At 37.8% G+C, this 18,680-nt stretch carries 17 protein-coding genes; 8 read left to right on the top strand and 9 right to left on the bottom strand.

Translation table 11 applies throughout. From position 1 onward, the window contains the following. Window positions 1-27 precede the first annotated feature (27 nt). The gene (locus H8Z82_RS09845; RefSeq protein ID WP_243176439.1) at window positions 28-1,521 is read right to left on the bottom strand and encodes a hypothetical protein; all 1,494 of its coding nucleotides are present in this window, start codon (window positions 1,519-1,521) and stop codon (window positions 28-30) included. Between the two features lie 292 nt (window positions 1,522-1,813). Between H8Z82_RS09845 and H8Z82_RS09840 the strand changes: the two genes are divergently transcribed. Then, window positions 1,814-3,100, top strand: coding sequence for an HlyC/CorC family transporter (locus H8Z82_RS09840; RefSeq protein WP_186995016.1), 1,287 nt, complete (start codon window positions 1,814-1,816; stop codon window positions 3,098-3,100). A gap of 50 nt (window positions 3,101-3,150) precedes the next feature. On the opposite strand, the gene H8Z82_RS09835 is transcribed toward H8Z82_RS09840, so the two are convergent. Beyond that, entirely contained in the window at window positions 3,151-3,750 is a 600-nt protein-coding gene (locus tag H8Z82_RS09835) for a YdcF family protein (protein ID WP_186995015.1), read from the bottom strand. A 137-nt stretch (window positions 3,751-3,887) separates the two neighbouring features. Then, entirely contained in the window at window positions 3,888-4,652 is a 765-nt protein-coding gene (locus tag H8Z82_RS09830; RefSeq protein ID WP_186995014.1) for an N-acetylmuramoyl-L-alanine amidase, read from the bottom strand. Between the two features lie 169 nt (window positions 4,653-4,821). Between H8Z82_RS09830 and H8Z82_RS09825 the strand changes: the two genes are divergently transcribed. The 3 genes from H8Z82_RS09825 (at window position 4,822) to H8Z82_RS09815 (ending at window position 7,656) form a co-directional block, all read left to right on the top strand. Then, window positions 4,822-5,850 (top strand): ABC transporter substrate-binding protein, encoded by a 1,029-nt coding sequence (locus H8Z82_RS09825; RefSeq protein ID WP_186995013.1) that lies wholly within the window; start codon window positions 4,822-4,824, stop codon window positions 5,848-5,850. 91 nt (window positions 5,851-5,941) lie between these two features. After that, window positions 5,942-6,859: an ABC transporter permease gene (locus H8Z82_RS09820; RefSeq protein WP_186995012.1), complete on the top strand. Its 918-nt coding sequence runs from the start codon at window positions 5,942-5,944 to the stop codon at window positions 6,857-6,859. Window positions 6,860-6,861: 2 nt separating this feature from the next. Beyond that, window positions 6,862-7,656 (top strand): ABC transporter ATP-binding protein, encoded by a 795-nt coding sequence (locus tag H8Z82_RS09815; RefSeq protein WP_186995011.1) that lies wholly within the window; start codon window positions 6,862-6,864, stop codon window positions 7,654-7,656. Between the two features lie 66 nt (window positions 7,657-7,722). Here the strand turns inward: H8Z82_RS09815 and H8Z82_RS09810 are convergent, their stop codons facing one another. Further along, window positions 7,723-8,658, bottom strand: a complete 936-nt coding sequence (locus tag H8Z82_RS09810; protein WP_186995010.1) for a DUF5688 family protein — start codon at window positions 8,656-8,658, stop codon at window positions 7,723-7,725. Between the two features lie 234 nt (window positions 8,659-8,892). After that, complete coding sequence (locus tag H8Z82_RS09805) at window positions 8,893-9,363, bottom strand: low molecular weight protein-tyrosine-phosphatase (protein WP_186995009.1); 471 nt, start codon at window positions 9,361-9,363, stop codon at window positions 8,893-8,895. A 644-nt stretch (window positions 9,364-10,007) separates the two neighbouring features. On the opposite strand from H8Z82_RS09805, the gene H8Z82_RS09800 reads away from it, so the two are divergent. Next, window positions 10,008-10,181, top strand: a complete 174-nt coding sequence (locus tag H8Z82_RS09800) for a hypothetical protein (RefSeq protein ID WP_178731713.1) — start codon at window positions 10,008-10,010, stop codon at window positions 10,179-10,181. Further along, a complete protein-coding gene (locus tag H8Z82_RS09795; RefSeq protein ID WP_186995008.1) occupies window positions 10,168-10,506 on the top strand; it encodes a type II toxin-antitoxin system RelE/ParE family toxin in 339 nt (112 codons plus the stop codon). Before H8Z82_RS09800 ends, H8Z82_RS09795 begins: the two co-directional genes overlap by 14 nt. 450 nt (window positions 10,507-10,956) lie before the next feature. Here H8Z82_RS09795 and H8Z82_RS09790 read toward each other — a convergent pair whose 3' ends face one another. Then, complete coding sequence (locus H8Z82_RS09790; protein ID WP_186995007.1) at window positions 10,957-11,370, bottom strand: winged helix-turn-helix domain-containing protein; 414 nt, start codon at window positions 11,368-11,370, stop codon at window positions 10,957-10,959. 118 nt (window positions 11,371-11,488) lie between these two features. On the opposite strand from H8Z82_RS09790, the gene H8Z82_RS09785 reads away from it, so the two are divergent. Together H8Z82_RS09785 and H8Z82_RS09780 are read left to right on the top strand one after the other, a co-directional pair. Further along, window positions 11,489-11,863: a BlaI/MecI/CopY family transcriptional regulator gene (locus tag H8Z82_RS09785; RefSeq protein ID WP_092073165.1), complete on the top strand. Its 375-nt coding sequence runs from the start codon at window positions 11,489-11,491 to the stop codon at window positions 11,861-11,863. 10 nt (window positions 11,864-11,873) lie between these two features. Then, entirely contained in the window at window positions 11,874-13,670 is a 1,797-nt protein-coding gene (locus H8Z82_RS09780; RefSeq protein ID WP_117457978.1) for a BlaR1 family beta-lactam sensor/signal transducer, read from the top strand. Between the two features lie 27 nt (window positions 13,671-13,697). Here the strand turns inward: H8Z82_RS09780 and H8Z82_RS09775 are convergent, their stop codons facing one another. From H8Z82_RS09775 to H8Z82_RS09765, 3 genes are read right to left on the bottom strand one after another with little or no spacing between them, the layout of a single operon-like run. Next, window positions 13,698-14,945, bottom strand: coding sequence for a DUF6070 family protein (locus H8Z82_RS09775; protein ID WP_186995006.1), 1,248 nt, complete (start codon window positions 14,943-14,945; stop codon window positions 13,698-13,700). Beyond that, a complete protein-coding gene (locus H8Z82_RS09770; protein ID WP_055052404.1) occupies window positions 14,932-16,089 on the bottom strand; it encodes a DUF6070 family protein in 1,158 nt (385 codons plus the stop codon). Before H8Z82_RS09770 ends, H8Z82_RS09775 begins: the two co-directional genes overlap by 14 nt. A 40-nt stretch (window positions 16,090-16,129) precedes the next feature. Then, entirely contained in the window at window positions 16,130-18,229 is a 2,100-nt protein-coding gene (locus tag H8Z82_RS09765) for a penicillin-binding transpeptidase domain-containing protein (RefSeq protein WP_118248154.1), read from the bottom strand. Between the last annotated feature and the right edge of the window lie 451 nt (window positions 18,230-18,680).

Here is an 18,680-nt window from a genome sequence, read left to right as displayed (position 1 = left end):
ATGAGGAGATTTCTTATGATATTCTGCTTATTTCTTTTTCTTTTTCAGGAAAACAACTGCACCAATAATAACCGCCGCTGCCGCAATCAGCACCACAAAGGGCATGATTGTTGTTGTATCACCTGTCTCTACCGCATGATCAGATTTGGAAGAGTTGCTGTCTGCCTGTTTTTCATCAGATGCGGCATTGCCATTGGAATTCTCACTGACCGCTCCTGCATTATCAGAATTCTGCGCAGAAGTTTCTGTTTTCTGTGCAGATGGTGTAACAGTCACTGTAGAATCAGCAACAGGCGTAACCTCTGCATTGTCACTGTCATCAGGTCCAACCAGCTGCTTGCTTCCTGCAATGCCAAAGGGACTGAAAGAATGGGTACTAAATACCATAGTATTATTTTCCACAGTAGGAATAATTGATTCTGTAGCCCCATTGTCCAGCAAATGCTCAATGGTATACTCATATCCTGCCTTCACCGGTACTGTCACACTGATATACTCTCCATTGGGAATCTCATACTCCGTATTATTCTGCAAATCCCAAAGTTCAAACTCAAAGGATTGAAAAATCATTGCATCTGTTTCATTTGTAAACTGGTAGCTGTCCCCGCTGGAAACTCTGAATTGCACATACCAGGGCAGATCAATACCACTTACCGTAATTCCGTCACAGGTATGGTTCACCTGAGCACGCGCTTCTTTTTCTTCTTCAGTAAGATTCTCTTCAGCCTCTGCAGGACGGTCGTCCTCCTGATCCGGTTTCACAGGATTATCAAAAATATTATCCTCTGTTTTTTCATCTTCTGCCGGAGTTTCCTCAGGCTCCAGTTCTCCCTCTATTTCTTCTGATTTTTCTGTTTCCTCTTCCGGTTCTTCTCCCTCTTTGTCCGGAGCTTCTGATTTTCCCGGTTCCGGAGTTACTGAAAGTTCTGTATCCGGTGTTTCTGACGGTGGTACTTCATCTTTCTGGCCGTCTTTAAGTTCCTCTTTATCCTGTTTCTGATCTTCTTCTTTTTTGTTATTGTTTTTATTATCTTCTTTATCAGTCTCTGAATCCGGCTTCTGCGTTGGCTGAATATTTTCAGGTGTCACTGTGGGCTCCGTCTGATTGTCTGCACTGTTATCCTTCACATCGTCCCCATCTTCTTCCGGGTCATTGACAATCACATTAATATATCCTATCACTCCGCCAGCTTCTGAATCCCAGCCCTGTACCTGGCTCAGATCACGTCCCTCTGCCGGCTTCAGAATCACCTTACAGGATTCTACACGATTGGAGGGAACATAGCTTCCATCCAACCACTCCAGAGAACCATATTCATTTCCCGGAAGACTGATATCTGCCAACTGAACCGGTTTGTCTATGGTAATATTATCCGGAATCATATTGGAAACAGAAGCCTCCTGTGCAGCACCGGCTGAAGCCGCACCTGCCGAAACCTGTCCTCCCACTAATACTGCAGACATAGCTGCAACAGCGAGAAATCCTGCTTTTTTTCCGGTTAACATGTAATTCTTTTTCATTTTTTTATTTCTATTAGACATTTTGCACCTCTGTATTCTTAAACAAATCTATTTGTATTTATCAATTTTATATAACACGATGATATCGTACGTTTTTATATTATCAAATCTTTATTCTTTTGTAAAGAATCTGTAACATTATTTTTTTCGCTTTTTGTCGAATGCATTATAGCACAAATTCATCTTTTTAAACACCCCCTTTTCTATTTTTATTCTTGATTTTCCATAAAAAATACGGTATATTTTCTGTCAAACACATAATGTCTAAAATATAAGAAGGAGTGACACCACTTTGGATTCAAGTACTATTTTCCAATTAACTGCAGTTATTATCCTTATTTTACTTTCTGCATTCTTTTCTTCTGCAGAAACCGCCATGACTACTGTCAATAAGATAAGGGTACAATCTCTTGCCTCTCAAGGAGATAAACGAGCTATAATCCTGGAGAAAATCATTTCCAATTCTCCCAAAATGCTCAGCACAATCCTTATCGGCAACAATATTGTAAATATGTCCGTTTCTGCCTTGATGACCACACTCACTATTCAGCTTTTCGGAAATGCATATGTAGGGATTGCCACCGGAATCCTGACACTGTTAATTCTGATCTTCGGAGAGATCACCCCAAAGAATCTGGCCACAATCCATGCAGAGAAGCTGGCACTCTCCTACTCACGGATTATATATTTCCTGATTGTCCTTCTCACACCAGCCGCATTTATTATTACAAAAATAACCTCCGGTGTGTTGGCTCTTCTTCATATTGATCCCAATACACGGGTAAATGTAATGACCGAACATGAACTCCGCACCCTTGTCAACGTAGGTCAGGAAGAGGGTGTGATCGAAAACGAAGAAAAAAAGATGATTTATAATGTTTTTGATTTTGGAGATTCTGCAGCCAGAGATGTAATGATTCCACGTATAGATATGACTTTTGTCAATGTAGACTCTACTTATGAAGAACTTATGGAAATATTCCGAGAAGTCATGCATACACGCTTTCCTGTTTATGAAGATAATACGGATAATGTAATCGGAATCATTAACATGAAAGACCTCCTTGTTTATCCAAAGGATCAGACATTTTCCATACGAAAGATTCTCCGCGAACCTTATTTTACTTACGAATATAAGGCAACTGCCGATCTTATGATTGAAATGCGGAAAGCATCCGTAAATCTTGCTATTGTCCTGGATGAATACGGTGCCACTACCGGTCTGGTCACACTGGAAGACCTTCTGGAAGAAATCGTAGGCGAAATCCGTGATGAATACGATGAAGATGAGGTTGAAGATATCAAAGAAATTCAGCCTGGCAGGGAATATGTAGTTCAGGGCTCCGCAAAGCTTGATGATATTAATGAGGCTTTGGGAACACAGCTAGAATCCGAAGATTATGATTCCATCGGTGGATATATCATTGAACAGCTGGACTGTCTCCCCTCTGAGGGTCAATCCGTCACTCTGGAAAACGGAACCCGTCTGGTTGTTGATCTTCTTGACAAAAACAGAATTGAACTTGTTCATATCTGGCTTCCCGAAAAGTCAGAGAATGCTAACAGTGAACAAGACTAAATACCTATTTTTCTGAATATTTTAGGCTCTGGCATTTGCCAGAGCCCTTTTTATGCAAGCATCAACGAAAACTGTTTCATAATTCTGTTTATTTCTCCTGTAACTGCCTCTATCCCTTCCTCTGTTTTTCTCCAGTTTTCCCTTGTAATCCCATCTGCATCCACAGGTACTACAAAGAATTCAGTATCTGGAAATAACAGTTGATAATACATCAGTGACCTTCTGCTATGATAAGATTTACAGCACAAAATGGCTTTTTTTATCTTAAGTCCCGCCTTATCTGTAACCTGTCTGGAAAAAATAGCATTTTCATAAGTAAAGGTAGCCATATCTTCTTTCAAAATACATTCTGACGGCACACCATTTTTAATCAGAACCTGTTGAAGAAACTCCCATTCCGTTTCATAATTTCCATTATAAACATCCTGTTTTGCCATAACACCTGAAAATTTCTGATTTACCACACTATATCGGCCACTGGGCAAAACAAAATCTGCCAGTCCCTGTTTATAAAGCTGTGCTGCCCTTTCTGCCATCTGAGGATACCCGTTTCCAGGTACAAAAATAATATCTGCTTTCTGTGGTATATTTTCAACAAAAATAAATTCTTCCACATCAGCCAGAAATTGTGGGTATGTATCTTTTATCATAATTATTCTATTCTTCTTTCATAGTTTCATTTGTCTATACCAGGATCAAAAGATATTTTTGTCTTTCTAACCTGGTATAGATTCTATCATATTATCAAAGTCTTGTCTTTAGCTTTTTATGTTTCCGCACACTTACTTTATCTCGTCACAATCACTGTATGATACCCGTCTTCCCGCAATCTCTGTTCCATACGGACTGCATTTCCCAACTGACGATAAGCACCGGTCTGCACCTTAAATAGCCCGTTTTCATGAAGCAGGAATGACGGATATCCCTTATCCAGCAATTGATATAACATACGGTCTGCATTTTTTCTGTTCCGGAAGGCACCAGTCTGTACCCGATAATATAAAGGTTCTTCTATTATTTCTTTATCTAAGGTTCCCAAAATTGCATCTGCAATACTTTGTGCGATTTCGGCAAACTTATTATCAAACAACTGATTATCTTTTTCAGAATTGATAAATCCTATTTCAATAAGAAGAGCCGGCATCCTGGTTTTTCTAAGCACAACAAGTCCCGGTCGCTCTTTTACTCCGATTTCCCTGAAACCAATTTCCCCCAGAGCCCCCAGAATGTTTTCTGCCATCTGATATTTGATTCCACTTTTATCATAAACCAGGACCTCCACACCTGTGTACTTATCCTCACCTGAACTGCTGTTACGATGAAATGAAATAAAATAATCCACCTTCGCCTGATTTGCCAGCTGGGCCTTTTCAAAAGGAGTCTGATAAACATCTGTGGTTCTAGTATATAACACATTAATTCCATTACTTTCCAGAATTTTTCCTACAGCAAGTGCAAGTTTCAGATTGTCATCCTTTTCCTGTCTTCCTTTATATACCGCTCCCGGATCCTGGCCTCCATGGCCAGCATCCAGCATGATTGAATATGCCATAGCCAATAACCTTTCTGACTTTTATCATAAATAACTTTTCACTTTAATATATGACACAAAATCCCTCCTGTGAAATTATTTATAAATCATCTTGACTTTTTCGCTTTAAAGCGTTATACTTTAAAAATCAACTACTTTAAAGTGATTATTATTTAGGAGGTTATAATATATGAAAAGAAAAGCATTAACAATTACGCTTGCTGCTGTTATGGCAATGGGAACCTGCGCAGTTACAGCCAGTGCTGCAGATGGGGACAAATATACAATCGGTATCTGTCAGCTTGTACAGCATGAAGCACTGGATGCAGCAACTCAGGGATTTAAGGATGAAATTGTAAAAGAACTGGGTGAAGACGCAGTTACCTTTGATGAGCAGAATGCTCAGGGTGATTCCAATACCTGTTCTACTATCATCAACAGTTTTGTATCCAATAACGAGGATCTGATCCTCGCAAACGCTACCGCATCTCTTCAGGCAGCAGCTGCAGGAACCAGTGATATCCCTATTCTTGGTACAGCAGTTACAGAATATGGTGTTGCTTTGGATTTAAAGGACTTTGACGGTACAGTAGGTGGAAATATTTCCGGTACTTCTGATCTTGCTCCGCTGGATGAGCAGGCAGCCATGCTCCAGGAGCTTTTCCCTGATGCAAAGAAAGTGGGGCTTCTCTATTGTTCAGCAGAAGCAAATTCCCAGTATCAGGTTGATACTGTAAAAGCTGCATTGGAGGAACTTGGATATACATGCGAATACTATGCTTTCTCCGATTCAAATGACCTGTCTTCTGTTACAACAACAGCAGCTAATGACAGCGATGTTATTTACGTTCCTACAGATAATACCGTTGCTTCCAACACAGAAATCATTAACAATATCTGTCTTCCTGCAAAAGTTCCTGTAATCACAGGAGAAGAGGGAATTTGTGCTGGATGCGGTGTTGCTACTCTTTCTATTAACTATTATGACCTTGGTGCTACAACTGGTAAAATGGCTGTAAAAATCCTGAAAGACGGAGAAGATATCTCTCAGATGCCAATTGAATATGCACCAAACTTCACCAAGGAATATAACAAAGATATCTGTGAAGAGCTTGGAGTTGAAGTCCCGGACGATTATGTAGCAATCGGCGAAGCATCTGACGATAGCACTTCTGAGGAAGCTTCTGACGACACTGCTGATACAGAAGCAGCAGAATAAAGAAGCAACTCACAAATTAATTAAAAATTGATCAGCGAGAAAGGCTATGTACCTCTCTCGCTTTTCGCGTTCAACAGGAGGAATAAGTATAATGCAAATAATGACATTAATCGCAGCGCTCCCCGGTGCTGTTGCTCAGGGTCTGATCTGGGGAATCATGGCAATCGGAGTTTATCTGACATTCCGTATTCTTGATATTGCCGATCTTACAGTAGACGGTACTATGTGTACCGGAGGCGCTGTCTGTATCATGATGATGCTGTCAGGACACAATGTCTGGACTGCAATGCTGGCAGCAACAATTGCCGGAATGCTCGCAGGACTTGTAACCGGCATTTTTCACACTTTCATGGGAATACCCGCAATCCTGGCCGGAATCCTGACTCAGTTATCCCTGTATTCCATCAACCTAAAAATCATGGGAAAAGCTAACCAAGCAATTAACGTAGATAAATATAATCTTCTGGTTTCCCTGCGCCATATTAAAAACTCCGATCTGACCAAAAACGCTATCTTTATTGTAGCAGTGATATGTATTGTTCTTATTGCTGTTCTCTACTGGTTCTTTGGTACAGAACTCGGTTGCTCCCTGCGCGCTACGGGATGTAACCCCAACATGTCCCGGGCACAGGGCATAAATACAGATCTGTGCAAAGTTCTCGGTCTTATGATCTCCAATGGTCTTGTAGGACTTTCCAGTGCGCTGCTTGCACAGTATCAGGGATTTGCCGATGTAAATATGGGACGTGGTTCCATCGTTATCGGTCTTGCTGCTGTTATCATCGGTGAGGCAATTTTCGGACGTATTTTCCACAACTTTGCCCTGCGCATGGTAGCTGTAATCCTTGGTTCCATTCTCTATTACCTGGTTCTTCAGGCAGTAATCTGGATGGGCATTGATACAGATCTTCTGAAGATGCTCTCCGCTATCGTAGTTGCCCTCTTCCTTGCATTCCCATACTGGAAGGGCAAGTATTTCAACAAATCAGTCAAAAGGGGAGGTAAATAAAAATGCTTGAACTGAAAAATATCTATAAAACCTTTAACCCCGGAACCATTAATGAAAAACGGGCTTTAAACGGGCTGAATCTGAAACTAAACGAAGGAGACTTTGTAACAGTCATCGGTGGAAATGGTGCAGGTAAATCTACTATGCTGAATGCAGTAGCCGGCACTTGGCTGGTAGATGAAGGCCAGATCCTGATCGATAATATTGATGTCACAAAGCTTTCTGAGCACAAACGTGCGGCATATCTTGGCCGTGTATTCCAGGATCCTATGACCGGAACAGCAGCTACCATGGGCATTGAAGAGAATCTGGCCCTTGCCAAGCGCCGCGGTAAATCCCGCCTGCTCCGTCCCGGTATCACAAAAGCTGAACGTACAGAATATAAGGAATTGCTTAAAATCCTAGGACTTGGCCTGGAAGACAGATTAACTTCCAAGGTAGGACTTCTCTCCGGTGGACAGCGTCAGGCATTAACTTTGTTAATGGCAACCTTACAGAAACCAAAGCTTCTTCTTCTGGACGAGCATACTGCAGCGCTTGATCCCAAGACAGCTTCTAAGGTTCTGGAAATCACAGATATGATTGTTAACCGCGATCATCTCACAACCCTGATGATCACTCATAACATGAAAGATGCAATCGCTCATGGCAACCGTCTGATCATGATGATGGAAGGAAAAATCATCCTGGATATTCAGGGTGAAGAAAAGAAAAAACTGACAGTGAAAAATCTCCTGGATCAGTTCGAACAAGCAAGTGGAAAAGAATTCAGTAATGATTCCGCTTTATTAGGATGATAATCTTAATCATTATGCCGTTTCGGCCAGAAACTTCTAAAGTCTCTGGCGAAACGGCTTTTCTTTTTAGTCTTCTGACACACAGGTAAACTTATGTGTTGCCCTGCTGTAGTGATAGATTCTGGAAGTAAGGTAGTCTTCTTTAGGAGTTGCAGACTTTATGGTTTCCTGCAATACCTCTTTCAGATCCTCTGGTTCTACATTCCTGTCATTATGGATCATTACTTCGTGAATACTGGTAAATACCATATAAAAGTCCGACTCCAGAAGTGCCGCCAATCTTTCTGCCACTCCCGGCAAAAATACAGCCACTGCACCATTTGTCTTTTTTGAAGTACTTAAACAGTTTCCCATGGCATCCTTTTTTAATTCATGGATTCCCGTCAGATCCATAAAGTTCTCTCCTTCATATTCCGGATCAAAAATCATCTGTTCCCATCTGTAAATTCTGGGAGGACTCATAAGGTAAGTATTCACCAGTGCTTCTTTTATTACTGTATCGCAGTCTCTATTCCATTTTTTCACTATACTCTGGCGAATTTTAGTACTGGTAATGCAGTCATCCTGCTCAGAAACTTTCATATAGAGTACCAGTGCCACATCTCCCAGAGTTCTGTAAACTGCGTCTTTTAATTCATTTTCATATTTTTCTGCATTTAATAATCTGATAAAAAGTCTCTTTTTCGTTTTCTCATAATCCAAAATATCCCTAGTCTTTTCATAAATAGCAGCTTTTCTGATTCCTGATATATCTCTGACAATTTCTTCCACAATGTCTTCTATGGTTCTGCCTTCCTGAAACGCTCGAAAAAGCTCCTTGGTATACACTCCGCACATCTCCCAGGCATCCTCATGTTCTGCAAATTTTACTAAAAGCCTATCACCGCCAATAGCATATTTGCCGCCCTCCCTTTCAAACTTCATATTCTCCCGCGGGATATCTCCCTTCTGATAAATTTTTTCCTGGAGATCCTCAATAAAGATTTCATAATCCTTCTGCATATAATTTTTCCTTTCTATTATTTTTTTTACTGAATAAAAATTGGAAACATATTCGGGCAGGACGCCCTGATTGAAATTCCCCGGCAATTATGTTCAGGGTAAAAAAGAAGGGAGCAGATAGCTCCCTTAAGAGTTGCTGTAGACCAAGTATAAAATACTCTCTGTCATTTGTAAAGTAAAACTCATCGACAAAACCTCACCAAAACAACTGTCCTTGCAAGGTAATATTCCCTCTTATCTATGGATTTCTCCTTTTTCATACAAATATTCCAAAAAGCCCTCACAGCCTTCCAGTACATCATCATACGTCTTATCAAAATCACCGGTATACCATGGATCCGCTATATCTCTTCCCAACCCGGCAAATGACAGGAGCTTATAAATCTTCCCCTCTGGATCTCCCTTTAACATCTTATTGAGGTTTCGTATATTGGCGGTATCCATGCCAATAATATAATCCGCTTTATCATAATCAGCTAAAGTAATCTGCTTAGCTCTATGAGGCACTAAAGGGATTCCTACCTCCCTTAATTTGTTTACTGTTCCCCTATGCGGAGGATTACCAATCTCCTCACGACTTGTTGCAAAACTATCAATTATAAATTGATCGGCTAAGCCCATGGACTTTACCTTGTAGGTAAAGACACTCTCACTTAAAGTTGATCGGCAAATATTGCCGTGGCAGACAAATAACACACTTATCATTGCTTAAAACTCCTTGAAATGCTGTATTTACGCTGTTTGCAGGCATTTTCCGATAATCTTCAATCCTGTCATTTTCCTGTATATCACAGCATAAATTCGTATATTTTCTTATCCAAATTTAGTAACTTCTTAGTAATAATCAGCCTGGAAAACAGGCTTTCTAAGAACCTTATAATCAGATTATTCTTAATTCTTTTTTCTATTATTTTATCATACTATGCCAGTTTTGCAATCCTATTCATCTCTTCTTTTGCATCAATTAATCCCAGATGCGTATATACATTTAACGTAACCCCTATATCAGAATGTCCCAGTAAAATCAATAATAATACTTCATCTTTAGAAACTTTTGAGGATCAGAATGATTATTTATTGGGATAAAAAAACGAACAGTAAAAACAGAATAGGACAACGGGTAAAAGAATTACGAAAGGCTCATAATCTTACTCAGAAAACGCTCGCTGCCAAATTACAACTTGCAGGATATGATTTTAATGATCTGGCAATCCTGCGAATATCTTCTCGGTCTGACGGACGCTCCCGCAAAATAATTTATTGTATTACCACCCATTCTATGCTAGACTATGGATAGATACTTCTGAACAACATACACTATTTATAAACCGTATGATTGGAGTGATTTCATGGAATTAACAAAAAAAATCCCTACAACCGATAAAAGCCAGGAAAACAATCATCTTCTCCGCATGTTAGACCGGGGAATTGATGATATGGAAGCTGGTCGTGAATTGCCACTGGAAGATGCTTTTCGCAAAATCACAGAATTAAGGGATAATCGAAGAAATGCAAGAATATAAAATTATTTTAACCTGGGAAGCAATTTACGATGTCACAGACATTGCAGATTATATTGAAGAAGAATTCGGCCAGCAACGTGCTGACCGTTTTCAATCTGATCTGAAAGAACAAATGCAGAATTTAAGCAAGTTCAGTACTGCCTTTCCCCGAACTCAAATTCTGTACAGAGGATATTCCATACATAAAAGATCTTTTCCGCCCTCTATTATTTTTTATATTATAATGGAAGAAACAAAAGAGATTCATATTCTCCGAGTGTTGCGCCATGAACGAGATTGGGAAAATATCCTGTTGCAAAGATCAACTTATACATATCCAGAATAAATACCTGGGAGCCGATCAGAGATTTTTCTGAAAAGCTTCCTTTTTAATTTTAATTACTTCCCACTGTCAATTAAATCATAACTCATATCCAGAAAATCAGAAAAATAAAATTTACGACGACCATTATAAAAGCTCCAAAGATCCAGATCGTTATTTCCGTAAATATGAATCTCAAATTATTCTTTTCGCGGGTGCTGAACATATTTTACAGGAAAATGGTATAAACCTGAAACATCTTAATTCCAATAAGTTGCAAGAGCAAATTGCAGATCTTATTTCCAGAAAGGAATCACTAAATACTCAATACGTTTCCTTTAAGCAAGAAATAAAAGAGTTGGAATTGATACATCAAAACCTGTCCAAATATCTCAAACAGGATGCTCCTGAAATACAAAGATCTTCTCATAACCAACTCCCTTCTTTGTAAAACCATAATAATAGGCAGCGATTTCACTCGTTGCCTAAATTCCCATTAAACCGATATCCTACACCTCGTACTGTTTGTATATATAATGGTTGTCCAGGATCATCTTCTATTTTTTCTCTGATATTGCAGATATGTCGCATAACCACATTATAATCACCGGAATAAGGTTCATTCCATACCAGATCATAAACCATTTCTTTTCCAAATATTCTACCTGGACTTTTCGCTAAAAGAAGTAAAATATCATATTCATATTTTGAAAGATGAACATCACTATCATTCTTTTTAACAATTCGTTCCTGTAGATATATTTTTAATTCTCCAAACCTTATAATTTCCGGTATGAATTGGTTTTTATGTTCCCAGCTAGTCAATATGTTTTCACTTATGCTTCCATTAGCATCTGTGATTCTCTCAATAATTTCTATCTTTTTCACCTTTATTGCCTCTACATTATTAATTTTATATTCTATATATCATCTGCCATTTGACTTTTTTCTTCTACAAGTAATATAATATATTTATTACATATGTAGGATTTAGCAGGAGGATTTTATTATGTCACTACCCCAGATTTCAGAAGCCGAATTTGAAGTTATGAAAATTGTATGGAAATATGCTCCCATCAATACAAATGAAATTACAGAAAAACTTACTCTAACTACCAGCTGGAGTCCAAAAACAATTCAAACTCTTATCAAGAGACTTGTTTCCAAAAAAGCTCTTTCCTACGAAAAACAAAGCCGGGTATTTGTCTATACTCCATTAGTCCAAGAAGATGAATATATACGCCAGGAAAGCAATTCTTTTTTAAAGCGATATTATAATGGAAATCTTTCTTCTATGCTGGCTTCTTACCTTGAAGACGATAAGCTCTCTTCAACAGAAATTGATAACTTACGCCATTTATTATCAAAACATCAGAAATAGGAGGTTTTGAATGAGCAACTGGATCATCCACTTTTTAATCAGTAATATCTTCATATGTATTTTTACACTTGTAATAATCGGAACAAAAAAACTTCTGAAAAAATATTTATCTGCGACTACACAGTACCATCTCTGTTTTCTTTTATTTTTATTACTTGCCGTGCCATTTTTTCCTGTACAGATTCATGGCTCACAACTTTTTTCATGGTTACATTTTTTTCAAACTGACTCAGGACTTAACTCTGGTACCGACACGCTATCCGAACTTACCAGTAATACACAAAATATTTTGTTAAACCAGGTGAATGATTTTTCAGTTTCCATCAGTAGTCAATTTTCTGGAGGCTTGAATACCATACTCTTTCTAATATGGATAACGGGTGTTATGATTATGTCAGTCCTCACCCTTCATTCATTAAACTATGTACGTTCCATAAAAAGATCTGCTCTCCCGCTTCAAAATCAGCAGGTAAAAACTATTTATTACAATTGTTTAAAGGAACTTAAAATCTCTCACCCAGTATCAGTCTACAGTACTGCATTTTTAAAATCACCAGTTTTAATCGGAATAATACATCCCAGAATTTACATTCCCATCCATTTAATTTCCGAACTGAATCCTGATGATATGCGTTTTATGCTGCTACACGAATTACAGCATTACCGTCACAAAGATACATTTATTGGCTTCCTCATGGTCATAAGTAATATACTCTACTGGTTTAACCCTTTTGTTTGGTACACTTTAAAAGAAATTCTCTGTGACCGTGAAATAGCCTGTGATTCTGCTGTATTGCAGATGATTTCTGCTGATGAATACCAAGCTTATGGAACTACACTGATTAATTTTGCAGAAAAAATATCCTCTTTTTCCTCTCCACTGGCAGTTGGAATGTCCGGAAATTTCAGGCAGATGAAACGACGTATTCTCAACATCGCCGTTTTTAGGAAAGAAACTCTTTATCAAAAAATGAGAGCATTGATAATTTATCTGGTCATTAGTGCTGTTTTTATTGGATGTACACCCATTTTATCCATTGATGCCTCTACTCAAAGCGTATATCATTTTAGTGATACAGACAAAAATATCTCCCTGTTAGATATATCCGAAACATTTGGAACATATGATGGATCATTTGTTTTGTATGACAATAATTTGGATTCCTGGAAAATATACGATCTTGAAGAAGCCACCAAACGTATTCCGCCAGAGTCTACCTACAAAATATACGATGCATTATTAGGGTTGGAATCCGGAATCATCACACCAGAACACTCTTCCATGACATGGAATGGTGATGCCTTTCCTTTTCCATCCTGGGAAGCTGATCAGGATTTAAACTCTGCTATGCAAAATTCCGTTAACTGGTATTTCCAGGCAATTGATTCGCAGCTCGGAATTAACAGAGTCCAGGAATTTTTGAATAAAATAGAATATGGAAACCAAACAACCAGTTCAAATCTGGATTTATACTGGTCCGATTTTTCATTAAAAATCTCGCCTTTAGAGCAAGTAACATTATTAAAAAAATTTAACACAAATGAATTCCATCTAAATTTCCAAAATGTATTTTCTGTTAAAAATGCTATAAAAATTGCCAGTACACCTAATGGTAATTTCTACGGAAAAACTGGAACCGGTCGTGTCAACGGACAGGATATCAACGGCTGGTTTATCGGATATGTAGAAACTTCCGATAACAGCTATTATTTTGCAACCAATATCCAAAGTGATTCTAATGCAACTGGCAAAAAAGCATTTGAAATCACTTCTGATATCTTAAAAAAATTACATATATGGAATTAACAAATATGAAAGGGCTGATAGTTGTTATCAGTTCTTTCTTTTTATTCTATATTGATATTTGGGAACTTCTTTCGTACCATTATTCAGAATTTTATTCCCCATATATTTAAAACTCTTATCATCGTTGAACTTAACAGTCAGCTCACTTGTAATAACGGCATCATTACATATAAATGTATCACATACAGCATCAACAACCAACACACTGTTTCCCTCTCCGCTATCTCTTATTTCAACGACCTCCGGTAAAGATGTTCCAAAATAAGTAGGGCTATAATTTAAACAGCCTAATCGTTCCCAGTCATAAGTTTGATGTTCCGAATCAAATACTGCCCATTTTTTAATTTGCTCCGCTGTTATCGGCAAAAACTCCATTATCAGATTTTCAAACTCTTCTGCCGGAATTCCACTTGAGTTACCTGAAAACTCATATCTCTCCCCGTATTTCATTCGATATAAATATTCATATAAACCATTATAATCTAACCCTTCCATATCAGATCTATCCCAATCAGAACATAAAAGATTATTCCCCTGATATCCAAGCAAATACACACACTTCTTCGAAACTTCCCGGCATTCATCACTTAAAGGTTTAATTCTTATCATAGAACTGCCATCAACCGCTTCTGATACTTCCGGATACTTTGGAACGCATAGCGTATAACCAAACCAGCCTTTTTCTGTATATTTCCATTCTTCTATCCTTGTATACGAAACATATACAATAGATGGATTGTCGTTCATACCCCAAACAGCTTTCACAGCCAGCAAATACATATCTGTCCCATCATAATTGAATTTGAGTCTTTCTATCCCACCATCCCTGTTAATCCTATATAAGACGATATCTCCTGTCAGATCCTGTTCTGCCCTGAAAAGAAATTCTTCCATCTTAGAATAATTAGCCATATTTGAATACGGCGCTGATGTAATAACAGGGACATTTTTTTCCTTTAATACTTCCTGCATTTCTTCCATTACTGTCTCAGAAACTACTACATTCGATGAAGTTCCTTTATCCGCCTTTTGATAAATGGCTTTCATCTGATTCATAACATTCTTACAATCTTCAATAGCTTCTTCTTTCACGACTTCATCTACTGGCAAATCATATCCTCTTTCTTGTACAGCATAATTCGCAGTTTCCTGTGAAATATATTCTAAATCAGCCCCTTTACATTTTGTATTTCCTATGAAAAAGCATCCCAAAATAAATAAAACACTCACCATCTTTTTCAGTTTTCTTTTTGTACTCATATCAATTATCTCCATAACATTCCTCCCACTTTTCGTCTGATAATCTTTCCGTATACCAGGTAACCTCTATTTCTGACCTTGATACATAATTGGATACATATTGAAATCTATCTTTATCTAACAGCCGAATGGTTACGCTATGACAAAACGCCTGATCTAATTCTTTTTGTGGCCATACCGCATTTACTTCCAGTGTTATTGTTCCATCTTGATTTTCTATGTAGGAAACAACTTCCGGATATGGAATATATGGTGTGGGAGCAAAATCATATACGATTCCTCTGGTTCGATACCGATATGTCTGTGTTTCCGTGTGAAATACCGTTCCTGTCTGCAGTATCTCTGCGCTTATATTAAAATATTTTTGAAATATCGCTTCAAATGATTCTTTTGGGATTTCATAAGTCTTTCCTTCCTTAAATTCATCAGTTTTTTCTTCCATTGAAAGTAAACGGTCAAAAACATCATAAAAATTTATTCCATCATAATTTTTTTCACTCCAATTAGAAGTAAACAATTTATTAAGTGTATATCCAAAAGGAAGTATATATTTTCGATTCAGCTCCCTGCATTTTTTATTTAACGGCACTACCCGAAAGGCCCGATATCCAGACGGTCCATCATATCCAGCCGGATGATATTCTTCCATAAAGAAATACCCGTTTTCTGTATATTTCCATGAATTAGCTCTAAACTCATGATAATATGTTTCCTGCCAAGTATCCTCTTTCCATTTAAAAGAGCTTACTTCAACGTCTATTTTCCCCTGTTTGGTTTTCAGATCATACCGAATAAAATGATCTCCTGCTATAACTTGAAATATAGTAGTTTTTCCATTCTTCTCTTTTTCTGCTTTTTTCAAAAAATCATCTACTTTAATACTTTGAACCATATCCAGCTGATTGTAGGAATCAATTACTGCATATCCATATTTTCCAAAATAATCCATACTTTTTTGTATTGTACTCAGCTCATATAGTGCATTTTCTTTCGCAGCATTCTCATATATGCTCTGATAGTCTTCTGCCAGCATTTCACACTCTCTGTAAATTTTTTCTTTCGTATCTTCAATTGTCTTTTTCTGCTCTTTCTTTATGCCACATCCACTACAGACAGCAAGAAAAATAACTCCCCAAAATATTTTCCAAATTTTTTTCATATCATTTTCCTCTTACATTTGTAATATTTAAAGGTAAAAATTATTCATTACCGAGATATTCATCCAGTATCGCCTTATCCTTTTCCACCACATAACCGCTTCCTCCAATATCTTTCACATTCTCTACCATACTGATGAGCAAAATAGGATTCTCTGTATCTCTATCTGTAGTAAAAACTGTAAACCAGCCAATTTCTGTTCCAGATGTATCTTCTTTTGTAGCTTTCAGTTCCGCTGTTCCGGTTTTTCCTGCTAATCTAATGTCTTCCCGGCATGCTCCATAACCAGTTCCTTCCGGGTTATTCACTACACCCTCTAGCCCCTCCATAACCTCCAAAACAATCTGTGGTGAAAAAGCATCTTTTATCCAGATTTCACTGGAAGTGCTTCCATCCGCGTGAAGATATGGCTTTATCATATTTCCATCATTTAGAAAAGCCGTATAAATGCTTGCAAGATGCAAAGGATTTACCAGAATCTGTCCCTGTCCATACCCACTGTCAGCAAGCTGGATTTCTGTTTCTATCTTGTCCGTATTAGAATACTGAGACTCTGACATTTTAATATCAAATGGAAGTTCCTGATTAAATCCTATTTGATTTAGAGATTGCATCAGTTGATCCGCACCGATTTTTAATGCTGCTTTTGCAAAATAAATATTATCTGAATAAATAAGCGCATTTTTCAAGATCACAGGTGCATAATCATGAAGTGTAGTCACTGTATAATCTCCCCACGAGAAATCTTTCTGCCATGCCAGACCCTCATTTCCAAAATCGTCATTTGCAGTAAATGCCCCCACTTTTAATCCAATTGCAGCAATTACAGGTTTAAAAGTTGAGCCTGGACACCATGTCTGGCGAAAGCGGTTGTATAAAGGCCTGTCTTCATTTTCATTTAATGCACTCCACTGGCTGTTGTCCATTCCACGTACAAAATCATTATTATCATAAGATGGCGTACTTACCAACGCCAGTACTTCCCCTGTATAAGGATTCAAGGCTACAGAACATCCTCTGTCTTCTTTAAATTGTTCATAAAGAGTACTTTGAAGATCGCCATCAATCGTAGTATGGATATCTTCTCCATCTTTTTTAGGCTCATATGCAATGACACTTTTTTTATTTCCATTTGCATCTACAATACAGATCTCACACCCATCTGTCCCTTTTAGTTCTTTTTCATAAAGCGTTTCCAGTCCCGTCTTTCCAATCACACTGTTTGTACGATACCCTTCCCCTTTATGTTCCTGCAAATCCTCGGCTGTAACCGCCTGTACATACCCTACCAGATGAGAGGCAGCTTCTTTTAGATAATAAGTTCGTACTTTTACATCAGATAACATAATACCTGGAATCTTCAATAATGTGTCCTGCTTTTCTTTTTCTTCCAGAACAGTTTCATCCGGATTCACTGTCAGAAGATCGACCTCTTGTATTTTAGGAATTGTTGCTACTGGTACAAAAGAATCTGCTTTTACCCAATCGGCTTTTAACTTATCCTCAATTTCGTCTGCTCCAATTCCAAGATACTCTGCCAGTTTTTTTATTGTATCTTCCCTGTTCTCCATTCTGCCCGGAACAATTCCTACCGAAGATGCAGTTCCCTCTCCAGCCAGCTGGCGACCATTTCTGTCTAAAATATTTCCTCTTTTTGCCTCTTCTGACGTTACCTGAACTTTATCCGTTGCAGATAACTCTGGAAAAATCAACTGATCCTGCCAGATTAAATGATATCCTGTCCAGTTATGTGAAAATACCGCATTGTTGGTAAATTCTACATTTCCTGCAGCAGTCTGCATATTTGTTGTATAGGAAACTGCCGCATTTCCGTTTTCTTTTCTTTTTGCTGTAATATCGGTTATGGACAGATCAGACATCTCAATGCCTTCATATATTTTAGAATTTCGTTCTATAAATTCTTCCTTACTGTTCATGCTGCTTTTTTTCTGATCCAGCATGGCATACATTTGCTCATATTCCCCTTTTTCAATATATTTCATATATTCCATTAGTCTTTTTTCAGGAACATTACGATTCATTATTGTTACAATACCGATTCCACCACCAATCAATATACCGCTAAATAAAACTATTTTTGTGATAGTCTTCGTGTGTTTTTTTCTTTTCGTTTTTCTCATATAGTTTTATTTCTCCTTTTTTCGTATTTTCTTAAATATTACACTTGTAACATTTAAACGTCAAGTTTTTTCTTAGGTTTATATATGTAAACAAGAGGAAAGATTTGGATAAAAAAAGAAAGGGCATCTCAAAGCCCTCTTTGATAAAGAACTTTACCGACACCCTGAGGTAATGGTTTCTCCGGATGTTTCCCAAACGCTATAATCACTCTCCAGAAGAACCAAAAACGATTTTTAATTTTCTCTCAGAAAAAAAGAACTACTCTAAATCTGCAGATCTTTGAAATAACCCTGCTCGTTTCTTATAATCATTTTGTTTTGGGGTCAGACCCCAATGTGGTCAACTTAAGCCCAGAATGGTTGAATTTTCAGCATTCTGGGCTTATATTCTGGATTTTTTTATATAAATATCTTGACATATCCCCCTAAATATGTGGTTTATAGATTAAGC

The sequence above is a fragment of the Blautia difficilis genome (assembly GCF_014297245.1).
In the GTDB taxonomy this organism is placed as follows: Bacteria; Bacillota; Clostridia; order Lachnospirales; family Lachnospiraceae; genus Blautia_A; species Blautia_A difficilis.
The sequence above is the reverse complement of the archived record's forward strand: the minus strand, read 5'-3'. Positions and strand labels throughout refer to the sequence as shown.

Coding starts and splice junctions, on each gene's coding strand:
- H8Z82_RS09805 (WP_186995009.1), bottom strand. CDS start 9,363: ATGATAAGTGTGTTATTTGTCTGCCACGGCAATATTTGCCGATCAACT.
- H8Z82_RS09765 (WP_118248154.1), bottom strand. CDS start 18,229: ATGAGAAAAACGAAAAGAAAAAAACACACGAAGACTATCACAAAAATA.
- H8Z82_RS09795 (WP_186995008.1), top strand. CDS start 10,168: ATGCAAGAATATAAAATTATTTTAACCTGGGAAGCAATTTACGATGTC.
- H8Z82_RS09800 (WP_178731713.1), top strand. CDS start 10,008: ATGGAATTAACAAAAAAAATCCCTACAACCGATAAAAGCCAGGAAAAC.
- H8Z82_RS09770 (WP_055052404.1), bottom strand. CDS start 16,089: ATGAAAAAAATTTGGAAAATATTTTGGGGAGTTATTTTTCTTGCTGTC.
- H8Z82_RS09825 (WP_186995013.1), top strand. CDS start 4,822: ATGAAAAGAAAAGCATTAACAATTACGCTTGCTGCTGTTATGGCAATG.
- H8Z82_RS09810 (WP_186995010.1), bottom strand. CDS start 8,658: ATGCAGAAGGATTATGAAATCTTTATTGAGGATCTCCAGGAAAAAATT.
- H8Z82_RS09845 (WP_243176439.1), bottom strand. CDS start 1,521: ATGAAAAAGAATTACATGTTAACCGGAAAAAAAGCAGGATTTCTCGCT.
- H8Z82_RS09815 (WP_186995011.1), top strand. CDS start 6,862: ATGCTTGAACTGAAAAATATCTATAAAACCTTTAACCCCGGAACCATT.
- H8Z82_RS09830 (WP_186995014.1), bottom strand. CDS start 4,652: ATGGCATATTCAATCATGCTGGATGCTGGCCATGGAGGCCAGGATCCG.
- H8Z82_RS09775 (WP_186995006.1), bottom strand. CDS start 14,945: ATGGAGATAATTGATATGAGTACAAAAAGAAAACTGAAAAAGATGGTG.
- H8Z82_RS09835 (WP_186995015.1), bottom strand. CDS start 3,750: ATGATAAAAGATACATACCCACAATTTCTGGCTGATGTGGAAGAATTT.
- H8Z82_RS09820 (WP_186995012.1), top strand. CDS start 5,942: ATGCAAATAATGACATTAATCGCAGCGCTCCCCGGTGCTGTTGCTCAG.
- H8Z82_RS09780 (WP_117457978.1), top strand. CDS start 11,874: ATGAGCAACTGGATCATCCACTTTTTAATCAGTAATATCTTCATATGT.